General features: G+C 72.5%; 17 protein-coding genes and 1 pseudogene. 4 read left to right on the top strand and 14 right to left on the bottom strand.

Annotated features, from left to right (window positions below):
* Nucleotides 1-1,180 (top strand): annotated as a pseudogene (locus B9S57_RS19285) (hypothetical protein); the annotation flags it as partial.
* Between the two features lie 142 nt (nt 1,181-1,322).
* Here the strand turns inward: B9S57_RS19285 and B9S57_RS19280 are convergent.
* Nucleotides 1,323-3,089 carry a discoidin domain-containing protein gene (locus B9S57_RS19280; RefSeq protein WP_103516798.1) on the bottom strand — a complete coding sequence of 589 codons (1,767 nt, stop codon included), beginning with the start codon at nt 3,087-3,089 and terminating at the stop codon, nt 1,323-1,325.
* 87 nt (nt 3,090-3,176) lie between these two features.
* Nucleotides 3,177-4,313 carry a DUF1996 domain-containing protein gene (locus B9S57_RS19275; protein WP_103516808.1) on the bottom strand — a complete coding sequence of 379 codons (1,137 nt, stop codon included), beginning with the start codon at nt 4,311-4,313 and terminating at the stop codon, nt 3,177-3,179.
* A gap of 487 nt (nt 4,314-4,800) precedes the next feature.
* Between B9S57_RS19275 and B9S57_RS19270 the strand changes: the two genes are divergently transcribed.
* Nucleotides 4,801-5,697: an aminoglycoside phosphotransferase family protein gene (locus B9S57_RS19270; RefSeq protein ID WP_103516797.1), complete on the top strand. Its 897-nt coding sequence runs from the start codon at nt 4,801-4,803 to the stop codon at nt 5,695-5,697.
* 409 nt (nt 5,698-6,106) lie between these two features.
* Here B9S57_RS19270 and B9S57_RS19265 read toward each other — a convergent pair whose 3' ends face one another.
* Nucleotides 6,107-7,258 carry a S1 family peptidase gene (locus B9S57_RS19265; protein ID WP_181011400.1) on the bottom strand — a complete coding sequence of 384 codons (1,152 nt, stop codon included), beginning with the start codon at nt 7,256-7,258 and terminating at the stop codon, nt 6,107-6,109.
* A 480-nt stretch (nt 7,259-7,738) separates the two neighbouring features.
* Between B9S57_RS19265 and B9S57_RS19260 the strand changes: the two genes are divergently transcribed.
* Nucleotides 7,739-7,945, top strand: coding sequence for a hypothetical protein (locus tag B9S57_RS19260; protein WP_103516796.1), 207 nt, complete (start codon nt 7,739-7,741; stop codon nt 7,943-7,945).
* Here B9S57_RS19260 and B9S57_RS19255 read toward each other — a convergent pair.
* From B9S57_RS19255 to B9S57_RS19205, 11 genes are all read right to left on the bottom strand, one after another.
* The gene (locus B9S57_RS19255; RefSeq protein ID WP_103516795.1) at nt 7,927-9,429 is read right to left on the bottom strand and encodes a UDP-N-acetylmuramoyl-L-alanyl-D-glutamate--2,6-diaminopimelate ligase; all 1,503 of its coding nucleotides are present in this window, start codon (nt 9,427-9,429) and stop codon (nt 7,927-7,929) included. The two genes, B9S57_RS19260 and B9S57_RS19255, sit on opposite strands and share 19 nt — an antisense overlap.
* A gap of 319 nt (nt 9,430-9,748) precedes the next feature.
* Nucleotides 9,749-11,296: an ABC transporter ATP-binding protein gene (locus B9S57_RS19250; RefSeq protein WP_103516794.1), complete on the bottom strand. Its 1,548-nt coding sequence runs from the start codon at nt 11,294-11,296 to the stop codon at nt 9,749-9,751.
* Entirely contained in the window at nt 11,293-12,102 is an 810-nt protein-coding gene (locus B9S57_RS19245) for an ABC transporter permease (protein WP_103516793.1), read from the bottom strand. Before B9S57_RS19245 ends, B9S57_RS19250 begins: the two co-directional genes overlap by 4 nt.
* Nucleotides 12,099-13,052 carry an ABC transporter permease gene (locus B9S57_RS19240; RefSeq protein WP_103516792.1) on the bottom strand — a complete coding sequence of 318 codons (954 nt, stop codon included), beginning with the start codon at nt 13,050-13,052 and terminating at the stop codon, nt 12,099-12,101. Before B9S57_RS19240 ends, B9S57_RS19245 begins: the two co-directional genes overlap by 4 nt.
* Nucleotides 13,049-14,644: an ABC transporter substrate-binding protein gene (locus B9S57_RS19235; protein WP_103516791.1), complete on the bottom strand. Its 1,596-nt coding sequence runs from the start codon at nt 14,642-14,644 to the stop codon at nt 13,049-13,051. The genes B9S57_RS19240 and B9S57_RS19235 overlap by 4 nt, the downstream gene beginning before the upstream one ends.
* Complete coding sequence (locus B9S57_RS19230; RefSeq protein WP_103516790.1) at nt 14,641-15,504, bottom strand: class I SAM-dependent methyltransferase; 864 nt, start codon at nt 15,502-15,504, stop codon at nt 14,641-14,643. The genes B9S57_RS19235 and B9S57_RS19230 overlap by 4 nt, the downstream gene beginning before the upstream one ends.
* Nucleotides 15,501-16,775, bottom strand: coding sequence for an MFS transporter (locus tag B9S57_RS19225; protein ID WP_103516789.1), 1,275 nt, complete (start codon nt 16,773-16,775; stop codon nt 15,501-15,503). The genes B9S57_RS19230 and B9S57_RS19225 overlap by 4 nt, the downstream gene beginning before the upstream one ends.
* The gene (locus B9S57_RS19220) at nt 16,772-17,875 is read right to left on the bottom strand and encodes an enolase C-terminal domain-like protein (RefSeq protein WP_103516788.1); all 1,104 of its coding nucleotides are present in this window, start codon (nt 17,873-17,875) and stop codon (nt 16,772-16,774) included. Before B9S57_RS19220 ends, B9S57_RS19225 begins: the two co-directional genes overlap by 4 nt.
* Nucleotides 17,872-18,957 (bottom strand): PLP-dependent cysteine synthase family protein, encoded by a 1,086-nt coding sequence (locus tag B9S57_RS19215; RefSeq protein WP_103516787.1) that lies wholly within the window; start codon nt 18,955-18,957, stop codon nt 17,872-17,874. The genes B9S57_RS19220 and B9S57_RS19215 overlap by 4 nt, the downstream gene beginning before the upstream one ends.
* Nucleotides 18,954-19,742 (bottom strand): Rossmann-like domain-containing protein, encoded by a 789-nt coding sequence (locus B9S57_RS19210; RefSeq protein WP_103516806.1) that lies wholly within the window; start codon nt 19,740-19,742, stop codon nt 18,954-18,956. Before B9S57_RS19210 ends, B9S57_RS19215 begins: the two co-directional genes overlap by 4 nt.
* A 41-nt stretch (nt 19,743-19,783) precedes the next feature.
* Nucleotides 19,784-21,040 (bottom strand): ATP-grasp domain-containing protein, encoded by a 1,257-nt coding sequence (locus B9S57_RS19205; RefSeq protein ID WP_103516786.1) that lies wholly within the window; start codon nt 21,038-21,040, stop codon nt 19,784-19,786.
* A gap of 215 nt (nt 21,041-21,255) precedes the next feature.
* On the opposite strand from B9S57_RS19205, the gene B9S57_RS19200 reads away from it, so the two are divergent.
* Nucleotides 21,256-21,732 carry a DUF5709 domain-containing protein gene (locus B9S57_RS19200; RefSeq protein ID WP_103516785.1) on the top strand — a complete coding sequence of 159 codons (477 nt, stop codon included), beginning with the start codon at nt 21,256-21,258 and terminating at the stop codon, nt 21,730-21,732.
* Nucleotides 21,733-21,903 lie beyond the last annotated feature (171 nt).

Below are 21,903 nucleotides of genomic sequence, written 5' to 3'. Positions count from 1 at the left end.
CGGCGCCCTCGATCCGGCGGCCCTGCTGCGGACGGCGCCGGGGCAGTGGGCGGACACGTCCCGGGTGGACTTCAGCGCCTGGCCGCCACGGGGCGGCCGGACCGGCGACCGGGAGCTGCTGGAGCGCGCCCTCGGCAGCTGGGCCGATCCGCCGGCGGACGCCCTCCTCACCACCACCCCCGGCACCGCCGTCGTGCCCCCGGCCCAGCATCCGCGGCTGCTGTTCGCGGGGGAGCTGGGCGGCGAGGCCGTGGTGGTCTTCCACGACGGAGGGGTGCGGGTCGTCCGGTACGCGGAGCCGGTGTCGGGAAAGGGTTCCCCCGCCCTGGACTTCGCCCGGGTCGACGACGCGGACGTCACCACGGCCGCGGCCGTCCTCGTCAGCCGCTCCGGCACGTCGGCGCGGTACCTGCTGGCGCCGTGGGTGGCGGAGTCGGCCACGCGGGACCTGCTCGCACCCGGCACTCCGGCACGGCCGCTGGGCGTGGACGGGTACGGGATCACTGCGGCGGTTCCGCGCCCGGCGGAGGGGGGCGGGTGCGTCTCCTGGCCGGCGATGCAGCTGCGGTCGTCGGCGGAGATCGTGGAGAAGCACGCCTTCCTCGTCACGGATCTCGGCGAGCTCGCTCCGGCACACCTCACGCACACGCCCCTGCCCGGGTCCGGTGTTCCGGCCAGGCAGCCGCGTGAGGCGACGGGCCCCGAGGCCCTGACCGGCTGGGCCCGGACGGCCTGTTCGCTGCAGGGACTGCGCCGTTCCGGAGTACGGGCCGTCAACAACTGGCAGTTCGCGCAACAGCCACTGCCCGGCACCCGTTCCCGCGCGGACTGGGTGTGCACCCGGGCGGACACCTGGACGGGGCCCGGCCGGGTCCTGGTGCAGTTCGTCCCGCCCGCCGCGTCCCCCACCGCACGGGCCGAAGTGGTGTCGGAACGTCGGAACACCGCCCTGTGCAGCCGGTTCGGCCAGCACGTGGTCGCCGACACCCGGTGGAGGTCGCCGTCCGGGGCCTGGTACGTGCTCGCCGCCGGGAGCCGCGCCGTGGAACGGATCGAGGTCGCGGGGTCCGTACGGGGCGTCTCCGACGGCCCGACGCTGGCGGTCCGCGCCGGACAGGACACGTCGGTGCGTGTGAACGCGCGACTGCGGGGCGGCGGGACGATGTCCTCGGTCGGGTGACGGTGCCTCACCGCCGCCGCGCCGGAGACCGTTGCCGCTGGGTACGGGTCCGCGGCGGGCCACGGGGATCCGTGGCCCGCCGCGGACCTCCCTGCCGCACCGACGGCGGGAAGTGGGACGGTGCGGCGGGTTCAGCGCGCGGTCAACTCCGGTAGACGCCGAATTCGTAGAGCGAGTAACCCCAGGGCGTGCCGCGTACGGTGGTGTTCACCCGTACGTAGCGCGCCTCGCTCGTGACATCGACGTCGTCGATGCCCCCGTTGCCCTCGGTGACGGTGCGGACGGTGGTCCAGTCCTGGCCGTTGTCCGAGGTCTGCAGGGTGTATGCCTTGGCGTACGCGGTCTCCCAGGCGAGCTGCACATGGTTGAACGCGGTCTTCGCCCCGAGGTCCACCTGGATCCACTGCTGATCGGCCCAGTCGCTGGCCCAGCGGGTGTCGAAGGACCCGTCGACGGCGTTGCCGGCGGGACAGGGGCAGCCGGTGCCGTCCGGCTGGAAGGTGGACGCCGTGGCCGGCTTGCCCGCCGCCAGGTTCGTGCCGCCGACCACGGGCGGGACGACCTTGAAGGACTTGGTCTCGATGCCGACGTTGCCCTTGCCGTCCGAGCTCTTGAGGTAGACCTTCCACACGCCGAGACGGTCGGGCGCGGTGACCTCGAAGGTGCCGTCGCCCCGGTCCGTGAAGGGGGCGTCGTCGAGCTGCCCGCTGTCGTCCACGTACTTGCTGCCGAACAGCACCTGGTGAGTGAGGGCGTCGCCGTCGGGGTCGTTGACGGACGCCTTCAGCGTGAAGGGCTTGCCCGCCTGCACCGCCGAGGCGTGGTCCACACTCATGCCGGTGATCACCGGCGGCGTGTTGTCACCCGAGGTGTCCGCCCCGTACGCCTTCTTCACCGCGTAGTACGAGAGCCGCTTCTGGCCTGCGGGGAGCAGGTTGAACCAGACGCCCCCGAAGTCGTACTCCGTGCCGTAGTGGAACAGCGTCGCACCGAGCGCCACTCCGGTGTGGCCCGTGACGCACTGCCACGCCCGCTCGTATCCCTGTGCCTTGGCCACATCGGTGGGCTCGTCCGGGACGCCGTTGGCGTCGTCGGGCACCTCCCATTCGCCGGCAGGGCCGCCCTCGGTCACGATGTAGGGCTTGTCGAAGTCCCCGTCCTCCCACGTCTTGCGGATGTCGCAGACGGCGCCGTAGGAGTTCACGGCGTACAGGTCGAGGTCCGGTGCGTTCTTCTTGTAGTAGGGCCAGGCGCCGGTCCACGCGTCGGTCGAGGTGACCGGGTGGTCGGCGTCGACGGCGTGGATCTTCTTGGTGATGTCGTTCACGAAGGTCGTGTAGGCGTCACGCTGCTGCTCCAGGGCGTCCCCGCTGTAGCAGTTCTGCAGGCCGAGCACGGACTCGTTGCCCACGTTCCACATGAGGACGCCGGGATGGTCCTTGTAGGTCTCCACCCACTTGGGGAACTCGGCGAGCATGTTGTTCTTGTAGTCGGTGTCCGTCAGGTAGTTGACGCACCCGCCGCTTCCGGGCCCACCGCCGGGCTGGAGCCAGAAGCCGGCCACGACCTTGATCCCGTGCTCGGCCGCGCTGTCGAGCAGCGGCTTCGTGGTGGCGTCGGTGCCCCAGGTCCGGATCGTGTTGACGCCCATCGACCTGACGTCCGGCATGTACCTCCCGGCGTCGGCGACGGAAGGGCCCCAGGTCAGCCCCTTCACGGTGTACGGCGATCCGTCGACGGTCAGCTTCCAGGCGCCCTGTGAGCCCTCGACCTTCACCACGCTTCCGGCCGCCTGCGCGGCTGGTGCGGGCAGGGTGGCCGCTCCCGCGGCGACGAGGGCGGCGACGGCGAGACGTGCCGTCGTGCGTCTGCGGCCGCGTGCCGACGGGGTGAGACGTGGCAGTTTCATGGTGGGGACAGCTCCTCGTGGGGGGAGTGACGGGAGAGCGCTCTCCCTCGTGGACGGGGTGCGCCCACGAGGGAGAGACGGGGGCAGTCAGGGAAGTTCGTAGTTCTCGTCGAGGGCGGCACCCTCGCCGGGGTTGTTCTGGTCGTAGCCCCGGGCGTCGCACTGGAGGCCGCCCACGATGCAGTGGTCGACCATCGCGTCCAGCGTGGCGTCGTCCCAGGCGTTGAAGAAGTCGTAGTGGAAGGAGTGGCCGGTGCCGCTGGCCAGCCTCACCTGCGACATGTCGCCGTTGACCGGCCAGGCCATCTTGAACTCGATCATCGGCAGGGCGACGGGGTGGTCGGCCGGGCAGACGTCCTGGTTGGCCCCCATGACGATCGGATAGGCCATGTGGTCCTTGTGGTCCGGGGTGTCCAGGTTCTTTCCGTCCCAGCAACTGGGTGCCTGCATACGCAGGTTGAGCTGGGTGTCCTGGCTCGTCGGGCACGCGGCCGGGAATTCGTAGTTGTGGTAGCTCTCACCGCACTCGTACCCCTCGACCATGCCCGGGTGGTCGCGGAACTCCTCGGCCGTCTGAGTCGGGCTGCCGACGACGAAGCGCAGCCCCTTGGGGAACGGCCGCACGGTGCGGTAGTCGGTGACACCCGCCTTGTAGTAGATGGTCTGCGGCCCGACCGGACGGATCTCCCGGTCCCCGTCGAAGAGCGTCGGCATCCAGTACGCGGACAGGTCACCGGGCGCCTTGCAGGCGGTGCCGCCCGCTCCGAGCGAGGCGGTGGTGCTGTTCTCGTCCGTGGTGTCGTTCCCCATGAACGTGTGGTGGTGGGACTTGCCGGTCTGACCGGGGTAGACGATCGGGTCGACCGAACCGGTGTGGCTGACCGAGCAGTTCGCCTGGAACTCGTGGAAGTACCGGTGGGGCGGGATCTCGGTGGACGGCTCCACCCCCGTGACCGGGGGGTTCGCCGGGATGTAGCCGTCACCGTCGGGGTCGTCGCCCGAAGGGACGGGGTCGGCCGCAGCCATGGCGTGGCCCTGCATCTGCTGGGCCCCCTGCATGACGTGCGACGCCCCGACGGGATCCGCCGCTGCGACCTTCGGGGCCGCCCCTGCCGCCGGGACACCGGCCCGGGTGATCGCGGTGAGCCCCATGACGACCAGGGCCAGTGCGGTGGCGACGACAAGCGCGGACACCACGGTGGTTCTGCTGATTCTTTCGGCCATGCGGACCTCCATGCCGCTCTGCGTCCGCGCACATCGGATGCGCGGTGGGGGGAGAGTTGAGCTGGACGGTGCGTCGTGCGAGAACCTCTGGGAGAGCGCTCTCCCAGGCGGTGTCAGTGTTATGCCGTTGCTGAGAACATGTCAATAGTTGGTGAACGATGCTCGCTGCAAGGGCAGTTGGGTCGCTGTGGCCTTCGGGCCCGCCCCTGCCGCCGGGACTCCGGCGGCGGACCACTTCACCCCGGGCGACTCGGGCGCCTCGGCCGGATCAGGCGGTCGCGGTACGTGACATCCGCGGGCTCCCTCCACCGGACCGCACGGGTCCCGGTTGACCCTGCGCGACCGGACAGGAGCATGCCCCGAAGCCCGTGTCCGCACCACCTCGGAGGGTGCTGAACGCTCGCGCGAGAGGTCAGTTCGGATCACAGCGAGATGATCCCGAGAGCCAGAGCCCGCTCCGCCTGCCGCCTCGGTACTGTGACTTCGCATGACCGACACCGCGATCGAGATCACCGCAGACCTGGTCCGCGACCTGCTGCAGGAGCAACATCCAGACCTTGCGGGGCTGGCCATCCGCGAGGTGCCAGGCGGCTGGGGCAACCAGATGTGGCGCCTCGGGGACGAGTTGGCCGTGCGCATGCAGCGCATGGACCCCACCCCGGAACTCCAGCTCAACGAACGCCGGTGGCTCCCGGTGCTCGCGCCGCGTCTGCCGCTCCCGGTGCCGACCCCGGTGCGGTTCGGCCGACCGTCCGAGCGCTTCCCCAAGCACTGGACCGTGATGACGTGGATTCCCGGCGAGCCCCTGGACCACGGCTCGATCAGCCGCGGCGACCACGCGGCCGACACGCTGGCGGGCTTCCTCCGGGCGCTCCATGTGGAGGCGCCCGCCGATGCGCCGGTCGCTACGCGCTGCGGTGACCATCCCAGGACCTGCGCGGACGGCTTCGAGAACCTCTTCCAGGCCGTTGCCCCCGGCGACGTCGCCGCCGACGTCCGGGCCGTCTGGGACGACGCCGTTGCGGCCGACGCATGCGAGGGAACGAGAGTGTGGGTGCACGGCGACCTGCATCCCGCGAACGTCGTCGTCTCGGACGGAACGCTCTCGGGCATCGTCGACTTCGGCGACATCTCCGCCGGCGATCCGGCGTGGGACCTCGCTGCCGCATGGGTGCTGCTCCCCGCAGGCACGGCCTCACGGTTCTTCGACACGTACGGGCGTGCAAACGCGGCGGCGATCCGGCGCGCCCGCGGGCTGGCCGCCATGAAGAGTCTCTTCCTGATGCTCATGGGGCAGAACGGGGACCGGGGCCTTCCCGGCGGCAAACCGCGCTGGGGACCCGCAGGCCGGGCGGCACTTGATCGTGTTCTGAAGGGCGTTTGACGCACGCCGCTTCGAACCTGTTCTCGATCTTGGTCGGGGGCCATGCGACAGCCCGCTTACGTGGGTTCATCGATCACCACGCGTGGTAGGGATGCCGAGCTCCACGGCCGCATGCCGCCGAAACCCCGATCCAGTTCGTTCGATCAACGGGGCGTGTTCGTGCCGGGCCGATTCGGTGCAGGCAGCTGACCACTGTCGTCATGTCCGGCCGGAGCCCGCCCGATGGCGCGCGAGCCGGAGGCGGCCTCGGCCCACCGCGACGCGTGACCGGGACCCGACGCCCCGCATGCGCACCGAACGCTCCCGGAGCCGCGAAGGGCCGAGGTCTGCTGCGGCAGGGGGCCACCCTGCTGCCGCAGCAGACCGGTCGCGGTCCCGCCGGGTCACCCGGTTCCGGCGGGATCCTCGGTCAGGCCGTGTGGAGGGTCAAGCCGTAGCGGTTGAGGATCTCGTTGATGGGCTGATGCCAGGTCTCACCACCGCTGCTGCAGTTCCCCCAGCCGCCGGACGTGACACCCTGCGCCTGGTCGCCGCTGATGAACGAGCCGCCGGAGTCGCCCGGTTCGGCGCACACGCTCGTCTTGGTCATCTGGTGGACGGCGCCCTGGCTGTAGTTCACGGTCTCGTTCTTGGCGAGCACGTTGCCGCAGTGCCAGTGGGTCGTGGAACCGGAGCGGCAGATCGAGGCGCCGATCGGAGCCTCGTTGGAGCCGCGGACCAGCTGGTCCGAGACGGTTCCCCAGCCCAGGACGACCGGGACGGTCCACCAGCCGCTGCCCACGCTCACCCAGGCGTAGTCGTTGCCGGGGAAGGACGAGCCCTGGAAGGTGCCGATGGCCGAGTTGTCCCAGCCCCGGACCGCACCGCCCGCCTGGCCGCAGTGGCCGGCCGTGACGAAGCCGCCATACACCGAGAATCCTATGGAACAGCGGACGTTGCCGGTGTAGTACGGGTCCCCGCCGACCGTTCCCGCGGCGAAGGTCTGCGGGGCCTCGGCGGTCTGCTTCACCGTGACGGGTCCCGCCTCGCGCGCCTTCGCGACGAACGCGCGGACATCGTTGTCACCCTGCTCGGAGGCGACGACGTTCACGACGACGCTGTTCGCCCGGGGGTCGACGTGCCAGCTGCTGACGCCACTGGGCGCGGAGAGCGCGTCCAGCTGCTTCTTGGTGGCGTCCAGCTCCCGCGCCGTGTGCTCGACCGTCCGGACCTGGGCGCCGGTAGCCCGGACCTCTGCGGCCCTGGCGCCGTCCGTGACCGCGACCGTGAGCCGGCCGCTCCCCGCGTCGAACCAGGAGCCGCCGTACGACGAGCCTGCCGCGCCACGCGCCTTTCCCTGCAGGGCGGTTGCCGCCTTCTCGGCGGTGAGGCGGGTCTCGGCCTGGCTCTTCGTCAGCCCGAGGTCCCGCTGCATGGCCGTGATGATCCCTGCCGAGGCCTGGGGTTCGGCGGAGGAGGAGGGGGAGTCCGCCGCGGAGGCCTGGATCGGCCCGACGGTCGCCCAGGTACCCATGATGAGCAGTGCGGAGAGACCCGTCCGCACCAGTGTCGTGTGTCTCAAGGGAGTGCCCCTTCTGTTGTTCCAGCATCGTGGGGGTGGAACAGGAAGCATCCGAGAGTTGCCTGAGAGCGCTCTCAGAAGTGCCGCTACGGACTGTAGTGCAGTTCGACAGGCAGGTCCATGCCAATGACAGCGCGGCCGCTACGGCGGCGGTGCCGGATCAGGGCACGAGCAGAGCGGCGATCCGGGCAGCTCGGCCGCCTGCGGGGCGATCGGCCCGAACGCCGTGCAGTCCCGGACTCCGGGCCACGGGGCGGGGAGCACGGAACCTGTCGGCACTTGCGCGCTTCCCGGGGAAGCAGCCGCCGGGTGCGCCGGAGGAGGTCCCGGCGGCGCGCACCTGGTTCGAACGGGCTCTGGCCGGTCACTTCCTGCTGCAGCGTTCGGAGATCCCCGTTCCGGAGGCGCCGGACGGTCTGTTGGTCATCCGGGCCGACCCGGGCACGGGCGCACACACAGAACTACTTCGACTCACGGGGCGTGGCCCGTCTGTACGCGATGACCTTCGAGGGCGGGGTGTGGACGCTCACGCGGGAGCCGCCCGGCGTCACGCCCCTGGATTTCCGTCAGCACTTCACCGGCACGTTCAGCGAGGACGGGAACACGATCACCGACGTCTGGGAGGCCGGGTTCGACGGCGGTGGCTGGGAACACGACTTCGACCTGACCTACCGCAAAGTGGCCTGACTCCGTGCCGCACGGGCCTCGGTCAGTTCACGGACGGCGGCCATGTCGCTGAAGGGCAGCAGCACGTCACCAACGATCTGGTGGGGCTCGCTGCCCTTACCGGCGATCAGCACGATGTCGTCCGGCCCGGCGGCCGACAGGGCGGATGCGATGGCCGCGCGACGGTCGGCACAGCGTTCGTAGGGCGTGCCGGTCACCTCGATGCCGGGTGCGACCTGGTCCAGGATCGTCTCGGGGTCCTCGTTGCGCGGGTTGTCCGAGGTGAGGACGCACAGATCGGAGTGCGTCCCGGCGATCGTCCCCATCTCGGCCCGCTTGGTCGTGTCCCGGTCCCCGCCGCAGCCGAACACGGTGACGATCCGGGCACGGGCGAAGCCGCGGAGGGTGGTCAGCACCTTGTCCAGCGAGTCCGGGGAGTGGGCGTAGTCCACGATCACCGAGGTGCCCTCGGGCGTCGTGAAGCGTTCGAAGCGGCCCGGGATCTGCGGCATCCGTTCGAGTGCGGAGACCAGGCCCGCGAGGTCGTGCCCCAGGGTGTGGCAGGCCGCCACCGTGGCCAGCGCGTTCAGCACCGAGAACGCGCCGGGCGAGGGGATCGCCGCCGGATACTTGCGGCCGTCGTGGTGCAGCGTGAAGCGCGTCCCCGAGGCGTCCACCGTCAGATCGGTGGCCCGGTAGTCGGCCTCGGCATCAAGGGCGTACGTGGTGACCGCGCCCGGCATCATCGTCCGGATCAGGGCCCCCACCGGATCGTCGGCGTTGACGACGGCGTGCCGGCACAGCCCCTGGAAGAGCCGGAGTTTGGCGTCCCGGTAGTTCTCCATCGTGCCGTGGTCGTCCAGGTGGTCCTGGCTGAGGTTGGTGAAGACGCCCACGTCGACGAAGGTGCGGTCGACCCGGTGGGTGAGCAGCCCCATCGACGTGGCCTCCAGCACCACCGTCCCCACCCCGCGGTCGCGCATGCACCCCAGCAGGTACTGCAGGTCGGGCGATTCCGGAGTGGACAGCACCGACCGCGGCATCGGGATCAGTTCGTCCCCGATGCGGCTTCCGGCCGTGCCGATGACCCCGGCGCTCGCGCCCTCGGAGATCCTCAGCACCGACTCGACCATGTACGAGACGGAGGTCTTCCCGTTGGTGCCGGTGATCGCCACCATGTCCATCCTCCGTCCCGGCTCCCCGAAGTAGCGGGAGGCGACGACAGCGGCCACGGAACGGACGTCCGCTACCTGGACGACGCAGACGTCCCCCGCCGCCGTGGGCACCGCGCAGCCCTCCTCCACGACCACCGCCGCCGCGCCCCGGGCGAGTGCCGGGCCGACCGCGCCGGGGCCTCCCTCCACGTGGCCCGGCACCGCGACGAACAGCGACCCCGGCGCCACCCGGTCGGCGTCGAAGACCGTTCCGGCGGTGATGCGGGTCTTCTCCGGGTCGCCCCGGAGGATGTGGTGGTTCTGTCCGGCCAGCAGCTCGCTCAGCTTCAAGGTGGTCCCTTCGAGGGTGGCTCGGGCCGCGGTGCGGCCGTCGCCGGAACGCCGCGACGGCGGTCGCCGAAGCAGCGGTGGTGAAGTGGAGCGCGTGCGACGTACGGGTCGGAAAGCGGGGCGCACCGTGCTCGGCGCGGAATCGGGACGAGACCTCGTCCCGGGAACGGGGACCGCCGACGGTAGCTAGCCGTGCCCGTGCAGGGCGGTACGGCGGCTCGCGGACACACCGGGGGCGGCCTGGTGGAGGCACTTCCCCATGACACCGATGCGGCCCATGCGGTGAGTGTACGGCCGGACGGCCGGTCCGGATTCCCCTTCAGGGGCGTACGGCGGCTCCCCGTCTGGCGTCCGCCCCGAGCAGGGCGCGCGTGAACGGGTGCCGGGGAGCGTTCAGGATCTGTTCCGCGGGGCCTTCCTCGACCACCTCTCCGCCGTCGAGCACGGCCACGCGGGTCGCAGGCGCCGCGGTGTCGAGGTCGTGCGTGATCAGTACGACGCCCGGAGCGTCCTGCCGGCGGATCAGCGTGGCGAGCAGGTCCAGCAGCGAGCGCCGGGCCACGGGGTCCAGGCCCGAGGTGATCTCGTCGCAGACCAGCACCCGGGGCCGTGCGAGAAGTGCTCGGGCGAGGGCCGCGCGCTGGAGTTCACCGCCGGACAGCCGGCCGGGTGGTCTGCGGACGAGGCCGGCGTCCAGTCCGAGGTCCGCCAGCACCCGCCCGGCCTCCTCGGTCGCCTCCCGGCGTCCGGCGCCGTGCAGACGGACCGCCGTCCGGGCCACCTGGTCGAGGACCGGACGGTGTTCGTCGAAGGCGGCCCGCGCGTCCTGGAAGACGTACTGCACCGCGGCGAGCTGCGCTCGGCTGCGGTCCCGCAGGCTGCGTGGCAGGGCCACGCCGTCGAGCAGTACCTGCCCCGTGTGGTCGCGGTGGAGTCCGGCGAGACAGCGGCCGAGGGTGGTCTTGCCGCTGCCCGAGCGCCCGACGACGGCGAGGCATTCGCCCCGGCGCAGGGCGAGCCGGTCCACGCTCAGCACCGGGACGCGGGCACCGCCGCTCCGGTGACGGGCGGTGAGTCCGCCGACCGTCAGCACCTCGGTGCCGATGCGCTCGGGGTCCGCGTACGGCAGGGTCCTCGGTCCGGCGAGGAGCTCCCTGGTCCACGGGTGCGCGGGGGTGTCCAGGATCCGGTGTGCCGGACCCTGCTCCACGACTCGGCCGCCGCGCATCACCAGCACCTCGTCGGCCAGTTCGCGTACGACGTCGAGGTCGTGGCTGAGCAGCAGCACGGCGATGCCGCGGGCCGCCAGGGTCCCGAGACGGTCGGCGACCCGGCTCCTGGTCAGGGCGTCCTGCCCGGTGGTGGGCTCGTCCGCGACGACGACGCGGGCGCCGAGGAGCAGCGCCTGCGCGAGGACGACACGCTGCTGCTGGCCACCGGACAGCTGGTGCGGATAGCGGCTCAAAACCTTGTCCGCGCGGGTGAGCTGGGCGTCGGCGAGGGCCCGGTCGACACGTTCCCGTGCCGCGGCACGGCGTCGGGAGCGGGGCAGGTCCCGTACCTGCAGGCGGGCCAGGTCGCGCAGGAGGGCCCCGGTGCGGAGGGCGGGGTTGAGGACGGCGGCGGGGTGCTGGGGGACGTAGCCGATCCTGGCTTCCGGCACGGTCACCTCGCCCGTCACCCGCGCCCCCGCGGGATACTCACCGAGCAGGGCCAGACCGGTGGTGGTCTTGCCGCTGCCGGACGCGCCGACGAGGGCGGTGACGGTGCCGGGCCGGATCCGCAGGGAGACCCGGTCGACGAGCGTCCGCCCGTCGACCTCGACGGTCAGCGCGGTGAGGGCGGCGGTCACGGGGTTCTCGTTCATGCGCGACGGTCCTTCCGGGGCGGGGTGCGGCGGTCCAGGGCCGCGTCGACGAGCAGGTTGCCGCCCATGGTGAGGGCGACGATGAGCAGGGCGGGCACGACGACCGCCCAGGGCTGGATGAGCAGTCCGGTGCGGTTGCGGTCCACCATCACGGCCCAGTCGGTGGCGTCCGGGGCGACCCCGATGCCCAGGAAGGCCGCGGTGGCGACCAGGTAGAGCGCCCCGGTCAGCCGGATCCCCGCGTCGGCGGCCAGGGTGCGCAGGACGGACCGTCCGACGTATCCGACGGCGAGGCGCCACCAGCTCTCCCGCTGCATCCGCAGTGCCTCCACCGCGGGCCGGGAGGCCGCCTCCGCCGCCGCCGCGCGCACGATCCTGGCGGCGTCGGGGACCAGGACGAAGGCGATCAGCAGGGCGAGTCCCGCAGGGCCGGGCGGGAAGGCGGCGGCGACCAGCAGGATCATGAGCAGTGAGGGAACGGCGAGCAGGATGTCCGTCGGGCGCATCAGCACCTCCTCCAGCCATCTGCGGTGGGTGAGCGCGCCGGTCAGTCCGAGCGGCAGGGCGACGAGGTGGGCGAGCGCCGTGGCCGCGAGCGCGACGAGCACCACGGACCGTCCCCCGAGGAGCACTTGCCGGACGACGTCCCGGCCGACGAAGTCGGTGCCGAGCAGGTGTCCGTCCCCGAGGGTGAAGGACGCGGCTCGGGCCGGGGGCTCCCCCGCCAGGAAGGGCCCGGCGAGGGCGAGGGCGAGCGGGACCGCGGCGAGGGCCGCCCCGGGTCCGTACCGGCGGAGCCGCTTCACGCCGCCACCGCCGCGCGGGGTGCGAGCCGGTAGGTGACGAGGTCGGCGCCCAGGTTGAGCGCGACGGTGGCGAGACCGAAGACCACCGCGAGTGCCTGCACGACGGGGATGTCGCGGTCGGCGACGGCGTTCATGAGGACGGTGCCCAGTCCGGGAATCACGTAGAGGGCCTCCACGACGATGACGCCGCACAGCAGCCAGTCGATGGTGCGGGCGAGCTGCTGGACGGCGGGGGCGAGGGCGTTGGGCAGGGCGTGGCCGTAGCGGACGCGGGCCCCGGGGATCCCGTACCGCTCGGCGTGGGCCGTGTACGGGGCGGCGAGCGCCTCGATCATGCCCGCCCTGACCAGCCGGGCCAGCGAACACACGGGCCGGGCGAGCAGGACGAGCACCGGCAGGACGAGCACGGCGGGACGGGCGAGCAGATCACCGCTCTCGCCGACCGCGGTCGGCGGGAGCCAGCCGAGCCGCAGGGCGAAGACGCTCACCAGCAGCACTCCGAGGGCGAATTCGGGTACGGCGTAGACGCCGAGGGTCGCGGAGCTGATCAGCCGGTCGGTGAACCGCCCTTCGTGGCGGGCCGCGAGGACTCCCAGCCCCACCCCCATGGGAACGAGGAGCAGCACGGTGACCGTGGCGAGGAGGAGGGTGGGGCCGAAGCCGTCCGCCAGGAATCCGGACACGGGCCGGCCGGAGGTGAGTGAGGTGCCGAAGTCGCCGTGGAGGAGTCCCCCGGCCCATTCGGCCAGTCGCTCGTGGGCGGGCCGGTCGAGCCCCATGGCCTCACGGACGGCCGCGATGCGCTGCGGGTCGGGCTGGTCCCCGGCGAAGGCGACCGCGGCGTCGCCCGGGAGCGCCTCGGTGAGTGCGAAGACCAGGAGCACGACGGCCCCGGTCTGCAGGACACCGAGGAGCAGTCTGCGGGCGATCCAGGAACGCAGTCCGTTCACGCCAGCCAGACCTTGTCGAAGCGCGCCCAGTCCAGGGTGTTGGCGGGTGCCTCGCGGACCACGCCCCGCAGGGAGCGGGCGGTGCCCAGGATCCAGTCGCCGAAGCCCCAGACGAGGAAGCCGCCCTCGGCGTGCAACTGCCGCTGCATGCGCCCGTAGAGGGCAGCCCGGTCCGTCCGGTCCCTGGTGGACTGGGCCCGGTGGTACAGCGCGTCGAAGGTCTTGTCCCGCCACCGGGTGGCGTTGGTGGTGGAGTCGGTGAGCAGCCGCTGGGAGATGTGGGACTCGATGGGCATGGCACCGGACCGGTAGCAGCTCAGGGTGCCGGTGTCGAGGATGTCCTTCCAGTAGGAGTCCTTGCTGCCCATGCGTACGTCGACGGTGACTCCGGCGCGTGCCGCCTGGTCCCGGAAGATCCCGGCGGCCTCGGTGAATCCGGCGGCGACGGATGAGGTGTCGAGGGTGACCCGCAGGTCTTCCGCGCCGGCCTGCCGGAGGAGGCGGCGGGCACGGCCGATGTCCTGCTCGCGCTGGGGGAGTTCGTCCGCGTAGTACTCGTATCCCTTGCCGAAGAGGTCGTTGCCGATCTCGCCGGCGCCGGACAGGGCGCCGTCGACCAGTTCCTGGCGGTCGGCGATGAGGAAGAACGCCTCGCGGACGCGGGGGTCGTCGAAGGGCGGGCGGTCGCTCTTCATGGCGAAGGCCTGCATGGCGCTGTTGCGCAGCCGGACGATCTCGATGGCTCCGCCCTTCTCGTGGGCGCGTCCGGTGGCGGGGTTGAGCTCGTGGGCGTACTCGATCTGGCCGCCGAGGAGGGCGTTGATCCGGGCGGACTCCTCGTTGGCGACGACGAATTCGAGCTCGTCCAGGTGCGGGGCGCCGTCCCAGTGGGTGTCGTTGCGCCTCAGGACCGTGGACCGGCCGGGGGCGAAGGAGACGAGGCGGAAGGGACCGGAGCCGATGGGATCGCGGTCGAACGCGGTGGCGCCGTCCTGGACGATGGAGGTGCCGAACGCGGCTATCACGTTGGGGAATTCGGCCGTGGGCCGCTTGAGTACGAACTCGACGGTCCGCTCCCCCCTGGCCCGGCTGGCCTTCAGGTCGATGGGTTCAAGGGACGCCCGGGCGCGGTACGCCTGGGCGGGGTCGGCGATGCGGCGGTAGCTGAACAGGACGTCGGCGGCTGTCACCGGCTTCCCGTCGTGGAACTCCGCCCGCCTCAGGGTGACGGTCCAGCGGTCGAGGGCGGCGTTCGGCTCCCAGCCCTCGGCGAGGCGTGGCACCGCCGACAGGTCGGCGCCGTAGTCGGCGAGCTTGTCGAAGAGGGCCTTGCTCCGGGCGGCGTCGGCGAAGAGGTTGCCGAGGTGGGGGTCGAGGGTTTCGCTCGCGCCGCCTCCGGCGAATGCGGCGCGCAGCCGTCCGCCGCGCCGGGGAGTCCCGTCGCCCTTGCCTGCTCCGGTCCCGGCGATGCCGCCGCCGGAGCATCCGGCGAGGGCGAGTGCGCCGAGGCCGGCCACTCCCCCGGCCGCGGCGAGGAGGCGGCGCCTGCGCAGGGCGGGGAGGTGTGCGGCTCGGTCGGGCGATGCGGTCATGGCTGGTCTCCTGTTGCTGGGGACGCGGTGGTCACCGGATGGGTGCTGACGGACTTGCCCGCGGGCTCGCGCACGCGTTTCCTGGCGATCAGGTGCAGCCGGTCGCCGTCCGCGGTGGACCCGGGTTCGGCACCCGGCCGCCAGACGGGTTCGGTGCGCGGCCCCGGGCCGTCGTACAGGGCGAGGACATCGAAGCCGTGCACGGTGAGGAAGTGGCGCAGCTCCTGGGGCAGGAGCAGCCGCCAGGCCGAGTGCTCCTCGACGGGCGGGCTCCCGTCGTCGGCGGTCCAGCCGCGGGTACGCCGCAGGAGCTGGGCCGCGCGGTCGACGTGCAGGACCGTGGTCGAGCGGTACGTGGTGCCGCGCCAGGTGAAGCGGTCGACGGCGGGCGCGGTGGGAGGTTCGTCCCGGCCGAGGAAGTACGCGCCGTTGCGCATCTCCGCGACCAGCAGACCGCCGGGTGCCAGGGTGCGGCGGCAGGAGCTCAGGAATCCGTCGAGCTGGTCGTTCGTGTGGCAGTACAGCAGCGAACTGTCCAGGCACACCACGGCGTCGAAGACGCCTCGGCCGAGATCGAACCGGCTGAGATCGGCCTGTACGTAGACCGGTCCCGGGTGGTGCCGCCGGGCGTGGGCGAGCATGGCGCCGGACAGGTCGGCGGCTGTGACACGCCGCCCGCCGGCGTGGAGGCGGGCGGCGTCGCGCCCGGTGCCGGAGCCGAGGTCCAGGACGTCCGGTCCCGCGCCGTACCGCCGCAGGAGGTCCTCCGCCCACCGTGCCGCCAGGCGCCGGGGGTCGGGAAACCTCGCCTCGTACAGCTCCGGGTGGTCGGTGAGCAGGTTTCCCGTACGGCGCTTCATGCCACCACCGCCACTGCCGCGGTCCGGGTCCGGGGAAGGGTGCCGTTGCGGTGCAGCCAGGTCACGGCCGCGGCCGAGGCGAGCCCGGCGGCCAGGCAGCACGCCCAGGGCAGCAGCGCTGCCGGGCTTTCGCCCCCGCCGAGCCGGGCCGCGTCCATGGCCCGGCCGACCGCCGCGTTACCCAGGGCCGCCGCGACGCCCGAGACCGCGTAGAAGAGCCCGAAGTACGTGCCTGTCAGCGCCGGCCTCCCGAAGGCGGGGATCAGCTCCATGACGAAGGGCTGGGCGATCATGACGCCCAGGTGGAGCAGGAGGGCTCCGGTCAGCACGGGCAGGGCGCGCAGGGTGGCGTCCAGGACGCCGTCGGGCGGTGCGTCCGTGCCCGCGACGAGCATCGGCGGGAGGAAGGCCAGCCCCATCAGCACGAGTCCGGTGGCGATCCAGCGCCCTCTGCTGCCCCGCCCTTTCAGTGCGCGGGTGAGGCGCAGTTGGAAGGCGATGCCCGCGACCGTCCCCACGAGGAAGACGAGTCCTGCGGCGCCGTCCCATCCGGTGGCCTGACGGGCACCGGCGGGCAGCAGCAGATAGAGCTGGTTCTCCAGGGTGAACATGCCGACCATGGCGAGGGCGAAGGCGAGGAAGGCGCGGTTGCCGACGGCTTCGTGCCAGTCGGCGGCGACGCCGCCCGTGGCCGGCGCCACCTCACGTGCGGGGAGCACCAGGGCCTGCGCGACGGTGAGCAGGGCGAAGATTCCGGCGGCGGTGAGCGCGGAGGCCCGGAAGTCGACGAGCAGGAGCGCACTGCCCAGGAGGGGGCCGATGAGGGCGCCGGTGGTCGCGAAGACGTTGAAGAGGGCGAACGCCTCGGCCCGGCGCTCCCCCGCCTCCTGGGCGAGATAGGTGCGGACGGCGGGGTTGAACAGGGCTCCGGCCACGCCGCTGAGGACGGAGGCGGCGAGGAGTACGGGCAGACCGTCGCCGAACGCGAAGAGGGCGAATCCGGCGGTGCGTATCGCGCAGCCGACGATGATGACGCCTCGGGCTCCGAGCCGGTCGGCGGCGGATCCGCCTATGAGGAACAGGCCCTGCTGGCTCAGGTTGCGTACACCGAGGACGATACCGACGGCGGCCGCCGACATGCCCAGGTCGTCGCCGAGGTGGGTGGCGAGATAGGGGACGAGCAGGTAGAAGCCCGTGTTGACGCCGAGCTGGTTGACCAGCAGCAGGCGGATCGCGAGCGGGTGTCCGCGGATCTCGTGCCAGGTCCTCATGAGGCCGCGCTCCGGACGTACGCTCGGGCTCCGGTCCCGGCGCCTGTGACGCCTTCTCCTCCGGTACGGGGCCGTACGCCGAGTCCCGGCAGGCCGTTGGCCCCGACGGTTCCGTCGCCGCCCCCGATCCCGGTCCAGGGGTCGTGGGCGAGCAGGAGGTGGCCGTCGAGGTCGGTCCAGCGGGCGCGGTCCGCGATGTGGACCGCGGGGGCGATGCCGAGGGTGCTGGCGGTCAGGCAGCCGAGCATCAGGTCCGTGCCGCTTCCCTCGATCAGGGCGGCGATGCGCAGAGCGGCGTGGACCCCGCCGCATTTGGCGAGTTTGACGTTGATCCCGTGGACGCGTCCGGCGAGCCGGCGCGCGTCCTCGTAGCTGACCGCGTCCTCGTCCGCGATGACGGGCACGGGCGACCGGGCGGCGAGCCGCGCGAGGGCCTCCGGGTCGCCGGGGGTCAGGGGCTGTTCCACGGCCTCGACGCCGAGTTCGGCGAACAGGGGCAGCAGCGTGCGTGCCTGCCCCGGGGACCAGGCGCCGTTCGGGTCGAGGAGGAGCCGGGCGGCAGGTGCCGCCGCACGGACCGCGCGGACCCGGTCCAGGTCGGTGTCCTGGTCCCGGTCGCCCGCCTTGATCTTGATGACGGAGAACCCGGCCTCGGCCAGCCCCCGGGCCTGGGCGGCCGCCCGGCCCGGGGAGACGAGGGAGACGGTACGGGCGGTGGCGGCCCTCGGCGCCACGGGGGAACCGAGGAACCGGTGGACGGGGGTGGCGGTGCGCTTGCCGACCAGGTCGAGGAGTGCGGCCTCCACGGCCGCGGTCACGGCGGCCGGGGTTCCGGGCTCGGTGAGTTCGCCGACGCGCAGGGCGTACAGCGCGGTCTCGGGTCCCGCGAAGCGGGTGAGCCGCTCCCCGGCCAGGGCCGCCAGGCGTTGCAGGGTCGGCGTGTCGAGCCCGTAGAAGACACTGGTGACGGCCTCTCCGTGGCCGGTGAGCCCTTCGTGCTCGACGGTGAGGCGCACGGCGTCGCGGGCGGTCATGGTCGAGCGCGAGATGCGCAGCGGCTGGGCGAGGACGAGTCGCACGGTGTGCTGGGTGAGTCTCACGGCTGCCTCTCCGGGCGTTCCGCCAGCGGGTCGGTGACGGTGGTGCACCTGGTCCATCCCCCGGTCTGCGGGGCGCGAGGGTGCGGGACGTCGACGGGGCCCTCGGCCGCGAGGCCCGGCTCCAGGTGGTGGGCGGTCATGAAGTCGTCGTCGTAGACGGTGCCGAGGTAGCGGTGGGGTCCGTCGGGGAAGACGGTGGCCACGGCCGCACCGGGGTGGGTGCGGGCCGCCCAGGCGGCGACGCGCGCGACGGCGCCGGTGCTCCAGCCACCGCTGACGAAATTGCCCCGGGCCAGCCGGCGGCAGGCGTCGGCGGCCTCTGCGGGACCGATCCAGTGGACCTCGTCGAAGGCGTCGTAGGCCACGTTGCGCGGGTGGATGCTGCTGCCGAGCCCGCGCATCACCCGGGGTGCGGCCGGCCGGCCGAAGATGGTGGATCCGGTGGAGTCGACGGCGATGACGCGCAGGGCGGGCCAGTGCCTGCGCAGGGGGCCAGCGATCCCCGCACTGTGTCCGCCGGTGCCGACGCTGCAGACGAGGATGTCCAGGTGGTCGAGCCGGGTGGCGAGTTCGGCCGCGAGTGCGGCGTAACCGCCGGTGTTGTCGGGGTTGTTGTACTGGTCGGGCCAGTAGGCGCCGGGCATGCGGGCCAGGAGGTCGTGCAGCCGCTCCAGCCGGGCGCCCTGCCACCCGCCACGCCCGGTGGGGCGGTCCACGAGCTCGAGCCAGGCCCCGTACGAGCGGAGCAACTGCCGCATCGAGGGTTCCAGTTCGCTGTCCCCGACCAGCACGACGGGGTGTCCGAGTGCCTGTCCCGCGAAGGCGAGCCCTATCCCGAGCGTGCCGGAGGTCGACTCCACGACCGGTGCGCCGGGGAGCAGTTCGCCGCGCTCCTCGGCGCCCAGCAGCATGGAGACGGCGGCCCGGGCCTTCATTCCGCCGACGGCGTGCCCCTCGAGCTTGGCCCAGAAGCCGGGGTGGGGCAGGGGAAGCCGGGTGGTGATCCTGGCCAGCGGGGTGCGGCCGAGAAGGGCGAGGAGCTCCCGGTTGGGGGCCAGGGCGGGCAGGGACGCGGTGGTCATGAGGTGCCTCCGTCGGCGCGGTAGCGGTGGATGGTGCCGGGGCCGCCGTCCAGCCAGAAGAACGGATACGGCTCCGCGCACACCGCGGTCACTCCTGCACCGAGGAGGCGGGGCAGGACCGCGCTTCCGGTCTGGGCGAACATGACCAGCGGTTTGCCGTGCTGACGGGCGCCCCGGCGCAGCGCGTCGAAGCTTCCGTTGCCGAGCGTCATGCCGGAGGCCAGCACCGCGTCGCAGCGGCCCAGCCGCCCGAGCGCGTCCGTGGCGATGCGCTCTCCCCACTCGGTCGTGCCGCCCTTCAGGTCGCAGGGGATGGCGCCGAGGCCACGCGAACGCAGCTCGGCGAGAAGGGAGTTGACGACACCGACGACGAGGACAGTGCTTCCGGGGACCAGGTCGAGCAGGTCGACGACGGCGGCGGCCCGCACCTGGGAGCGCTCGAGCGAGCTTCCGGCGGGGAGTGCCACGGGCTGCGCCCCGTGGGCCGGGGAGTGCGGGAGGACGTCCATCAGGTAGGCGTCCAGCGCCGCCACACGGACCGGCAGCAGCGGGTGGGTGAGGAGGGTGGCCACGTCCGCCCCCGCGCACTCCTCGACGGTGCTGTCGGGGAGCGCGCCCGGTTCGACCGCGCAGGAGCCGACGGCACGGTCGAGGCGGAGGCTGAGGACCTCGTTGCGGTATCCGCCGTTCCGCCCGTCGTGGCGTACGGCCTGGGACGTGGTGAAGGCCACGGCGATGCGGCGGGTCCGGGGATCCGGGCCGAGTTCACCGCACAGGGCCTGCATGAGGAGGGCGTCGAACGGCGCGAGGGTGCGCGAGGCGGTCGTCACGAGCGCACCAGCAGAGGCCGTACGCCGGCGAGCAGCGACTCGACGCGGTTCCTGGCGCCGAGCCCGGTGGCGTCCCCGGCCATGATGTGCCCGAGGTAGTCGTTGTTGCTGTCCGCCGCCCCGACCGGGCGGCCGGCCTCGGCGAGTTGCACCTCCAGGACGCCGTCGGCCTCCCGCACACCGTCGGCCCCCTCCACCGACGCGAGTGTGCCCGCGGCGTCGGGGACGAGGAACCCGATGGCCGCGCTGCGCAGCCCGGTGTCACGGTGCCGGAGGTCGGGCTCCCGGCCCAGCGCGACGTCGACGCAGGCGGCGGCGAGGTCGACACCGGTGACGTGGCGTACCAGTTCGGTGATGCGGTTGCCCGCGGGGCGGGGGTTGACCTCAACGACGCGGGGGCCGTCGGCCGTCAGCTTGATCTCGGTGTGCGCCACGACGTCGTCGAGCCCCAGGGCCTCCCCGGCGCGCAGGGCGGAGCCGGTCGCGGCGTCGAGGTCGTCCGGCGCCAGGGCAGCGGGGAACATGTGGCCGGTCTCGACGAAGGCAGGAGCCCGTCCGACGCTCTTGTCCGTCACACCGACGACGTGTGCGACACCCCGGCACGTCACGGTCTCCACGCTCACCTCGGGGCCGCGGAGAAACTCCTCGAGCAGGATGTGGGGCGCGCGCCGCTGCCCCCTGGCATTGCGGGGGAAGCCGGCCAGCGCCCCGCACGCCTCCCTCAGCTGATGCGCGTCGTCGACGCGGCGTACGAGCATGCCACCGCAGAGGTCGACCGGCTTGACCACCAGGGGGTAGCCGAGGTCGCGGGCGGCCGTCTCGGCCTCCGCCAGGTCCGCGCACACCGCGTACCGGGGGCCGGGGACACCCGCGGCGGCGAGAACGCGGCGGGTGGAGTCCTTGCGGCAGGCGTCCTCCATCGATGCGGCGGAGGGGCCGGGCAGGCTCAGCCGGCCCGCGATCCGTGCCGCGGTCGGCAGATAGTAGTCACAGGACGTGACCACCCCGTCGAAGCGCAGGGCCCGGTGCAGCCGCTCCACCTGCGGGAGCAGCACGTCCACCTCGTTGGTGGGCCCGGTGACGACATTACGTGCGGTGAGCAGGGGATGGTCCACGCCTTCCGGCGCCGACCGCAGGTAGTGGTGCAGATCGCGGGTGAGGAAGGTGAAGTGGTGCCCTGCCTCCTCCATGGCCCGCGGCAGGAGCCTGCTCATCGATCCGACCCAGCTCTCGACCACCAACAGATGAGCCACGAACTCCCTCTTCTCACAGTTCGGTTGGGATTCCGGGCAGACAGAGGTCACCCCTGCGAGGGGACCTCCGGACCCGAGGACCCACACGCTATCGACAATCGTTTTCATTGTCATCTAAAAGGGCGTCAGTCGAGGCGGGGAGCTGCTTCCGTTGCGTCTCGCGTCCGACCGGAGTGGAATTGGGCGTAGAGGGGACCCGGAGGAAGGGGCACGCCATGACCGACAGCGACCGGGGGGACGACGTCTACCAGCCGCAGGAGCCGGAGGCCTCCGACCCCGATGACCTGCTGGACCTGGAGGACACGCTGGACGCGTCCGGGCTCACCGACGTCCTGGACGAGGGCTACTCCCCGCCGGACCGGCCCTGGGCCGTCGACGACAAGGGCACCACCGCCACGGAACAGCACACGGGCGAATCCCTCGAAAGCCGCCTGACCAGGGAGAACCCCGAGAAGGGCGACCCTGCCGACGACGGCCTGGGTGATCTCGCGGAGGGCGACGGAGAGCTCTACGACACGGAGGTGGGCACCGACCGCGCGGGCAGGCTCACCCAGGAGGGCGACGGGCACGTGGCCTCCACCCTCACCGCCCAGGACGTCGGCATCGACGGCGCGGCGGCGTCCGCGGAGGAAGCGGCGATGCACCTGATTCCCGAGGAACAGGATCTGTTCGGGCAGTCACCGGCCCTCTGAAGGCGCCGCTCCCCGGATCGCCCGTCCACGGCGGCCCCTCCCTCGGCGATGCCCGCCCTCGTGCACATGCGTACGAGGGCGGACCCGCGTACGATGTGCTGCCGGCGGATACCCCCTGACACGCCCGGCCGTACCGGCGTCCCTGACCGGCACCCTCTTCGCGGTGCACGC

The organism is Streptomyces sp. SM10, assembly GCF_002910915.1.
Taxonomy (GTDB): domain Bacteria; phylum Actinomycetota; class Actinomycetes; order Streptomycetales; family Streptomycetaceae; genus Streptomyces.
The sequence above is the reverse complement of the archived record's forward strand: the minus strand, read 5'-3'. Positions and strand labels throughout refer to the sequence as shown.

Coding starts and splice junctions, on each gene's coding strand:
- B9S57_RS19270 (WP_103516797.1), top strand. CDS start 4,801: ATGACCGACACCGCGATCGAGATCACCGCAGACCTGGTCCGCGACCTG.
- B9S57_RS19200 (WP_103516785.1), top strand. CDS start 21,256: ATGACCGACAGCGACCGGGGGGACGACGTCTACCAGCCGCAGGAGCCG.
- B9S57_RS19235 (WP_103516791.1), bottom strand. CDS start 14,644: ATGACCGCATCGCCCGACCGAGCCGCACACCTCCCCGCCCTGCGCAGG.
- B9S57_RS19280 (WP_103516798.1), bottom strand. CDS start 3,089: ATGAAACTGCCACGTCTCACCCCGTCGGCACGCGGCCGCAGACGCACG.
- B9S57_RS19215 (WP_103516787.1), bottom strand. CDS start 18,957: ATGACCACCGCGTCCCTGCCCGCCCTGGCCCCCAACCGGGAGCTCCTC.
- B9S57_RS19210 (WP_103516806.1), bottom strand. CDS start 19,742: ATGCAGGCCCTGTGCGGTGAACTCGGCCCGGATCCCCGGACCCGCCGC.
- B9S57_RS19275 (WP_103516808.1), bottom strand. CDS start 4,313: ATGGCCGAAAGAATCAGCAGAACCACCGTGGTGTCCGCGCTTGTCGTC.
- B9S57_RS19225 (WP_103516789.1), bottom strand. CDS start 16,775: ATGAGGACCTGGCACGAGATCCGCGGACACCCGCTCGCGATCCGCCTG.
- B9S57_RS19250 (WP_103516794.1), bottom strand. CDS start 11,296: ATGAACGAGAACCCCGTGACCGCCGCCCTCACCGCGCTGACCGTCGAG.
- B9S57_RS19230 (WP_103516790.1), bottom strand. CDS start 15,504: ATGAAGCGCCGTACGGGAAACCTGCTCACCGACCACCCGGAGCTGTAC.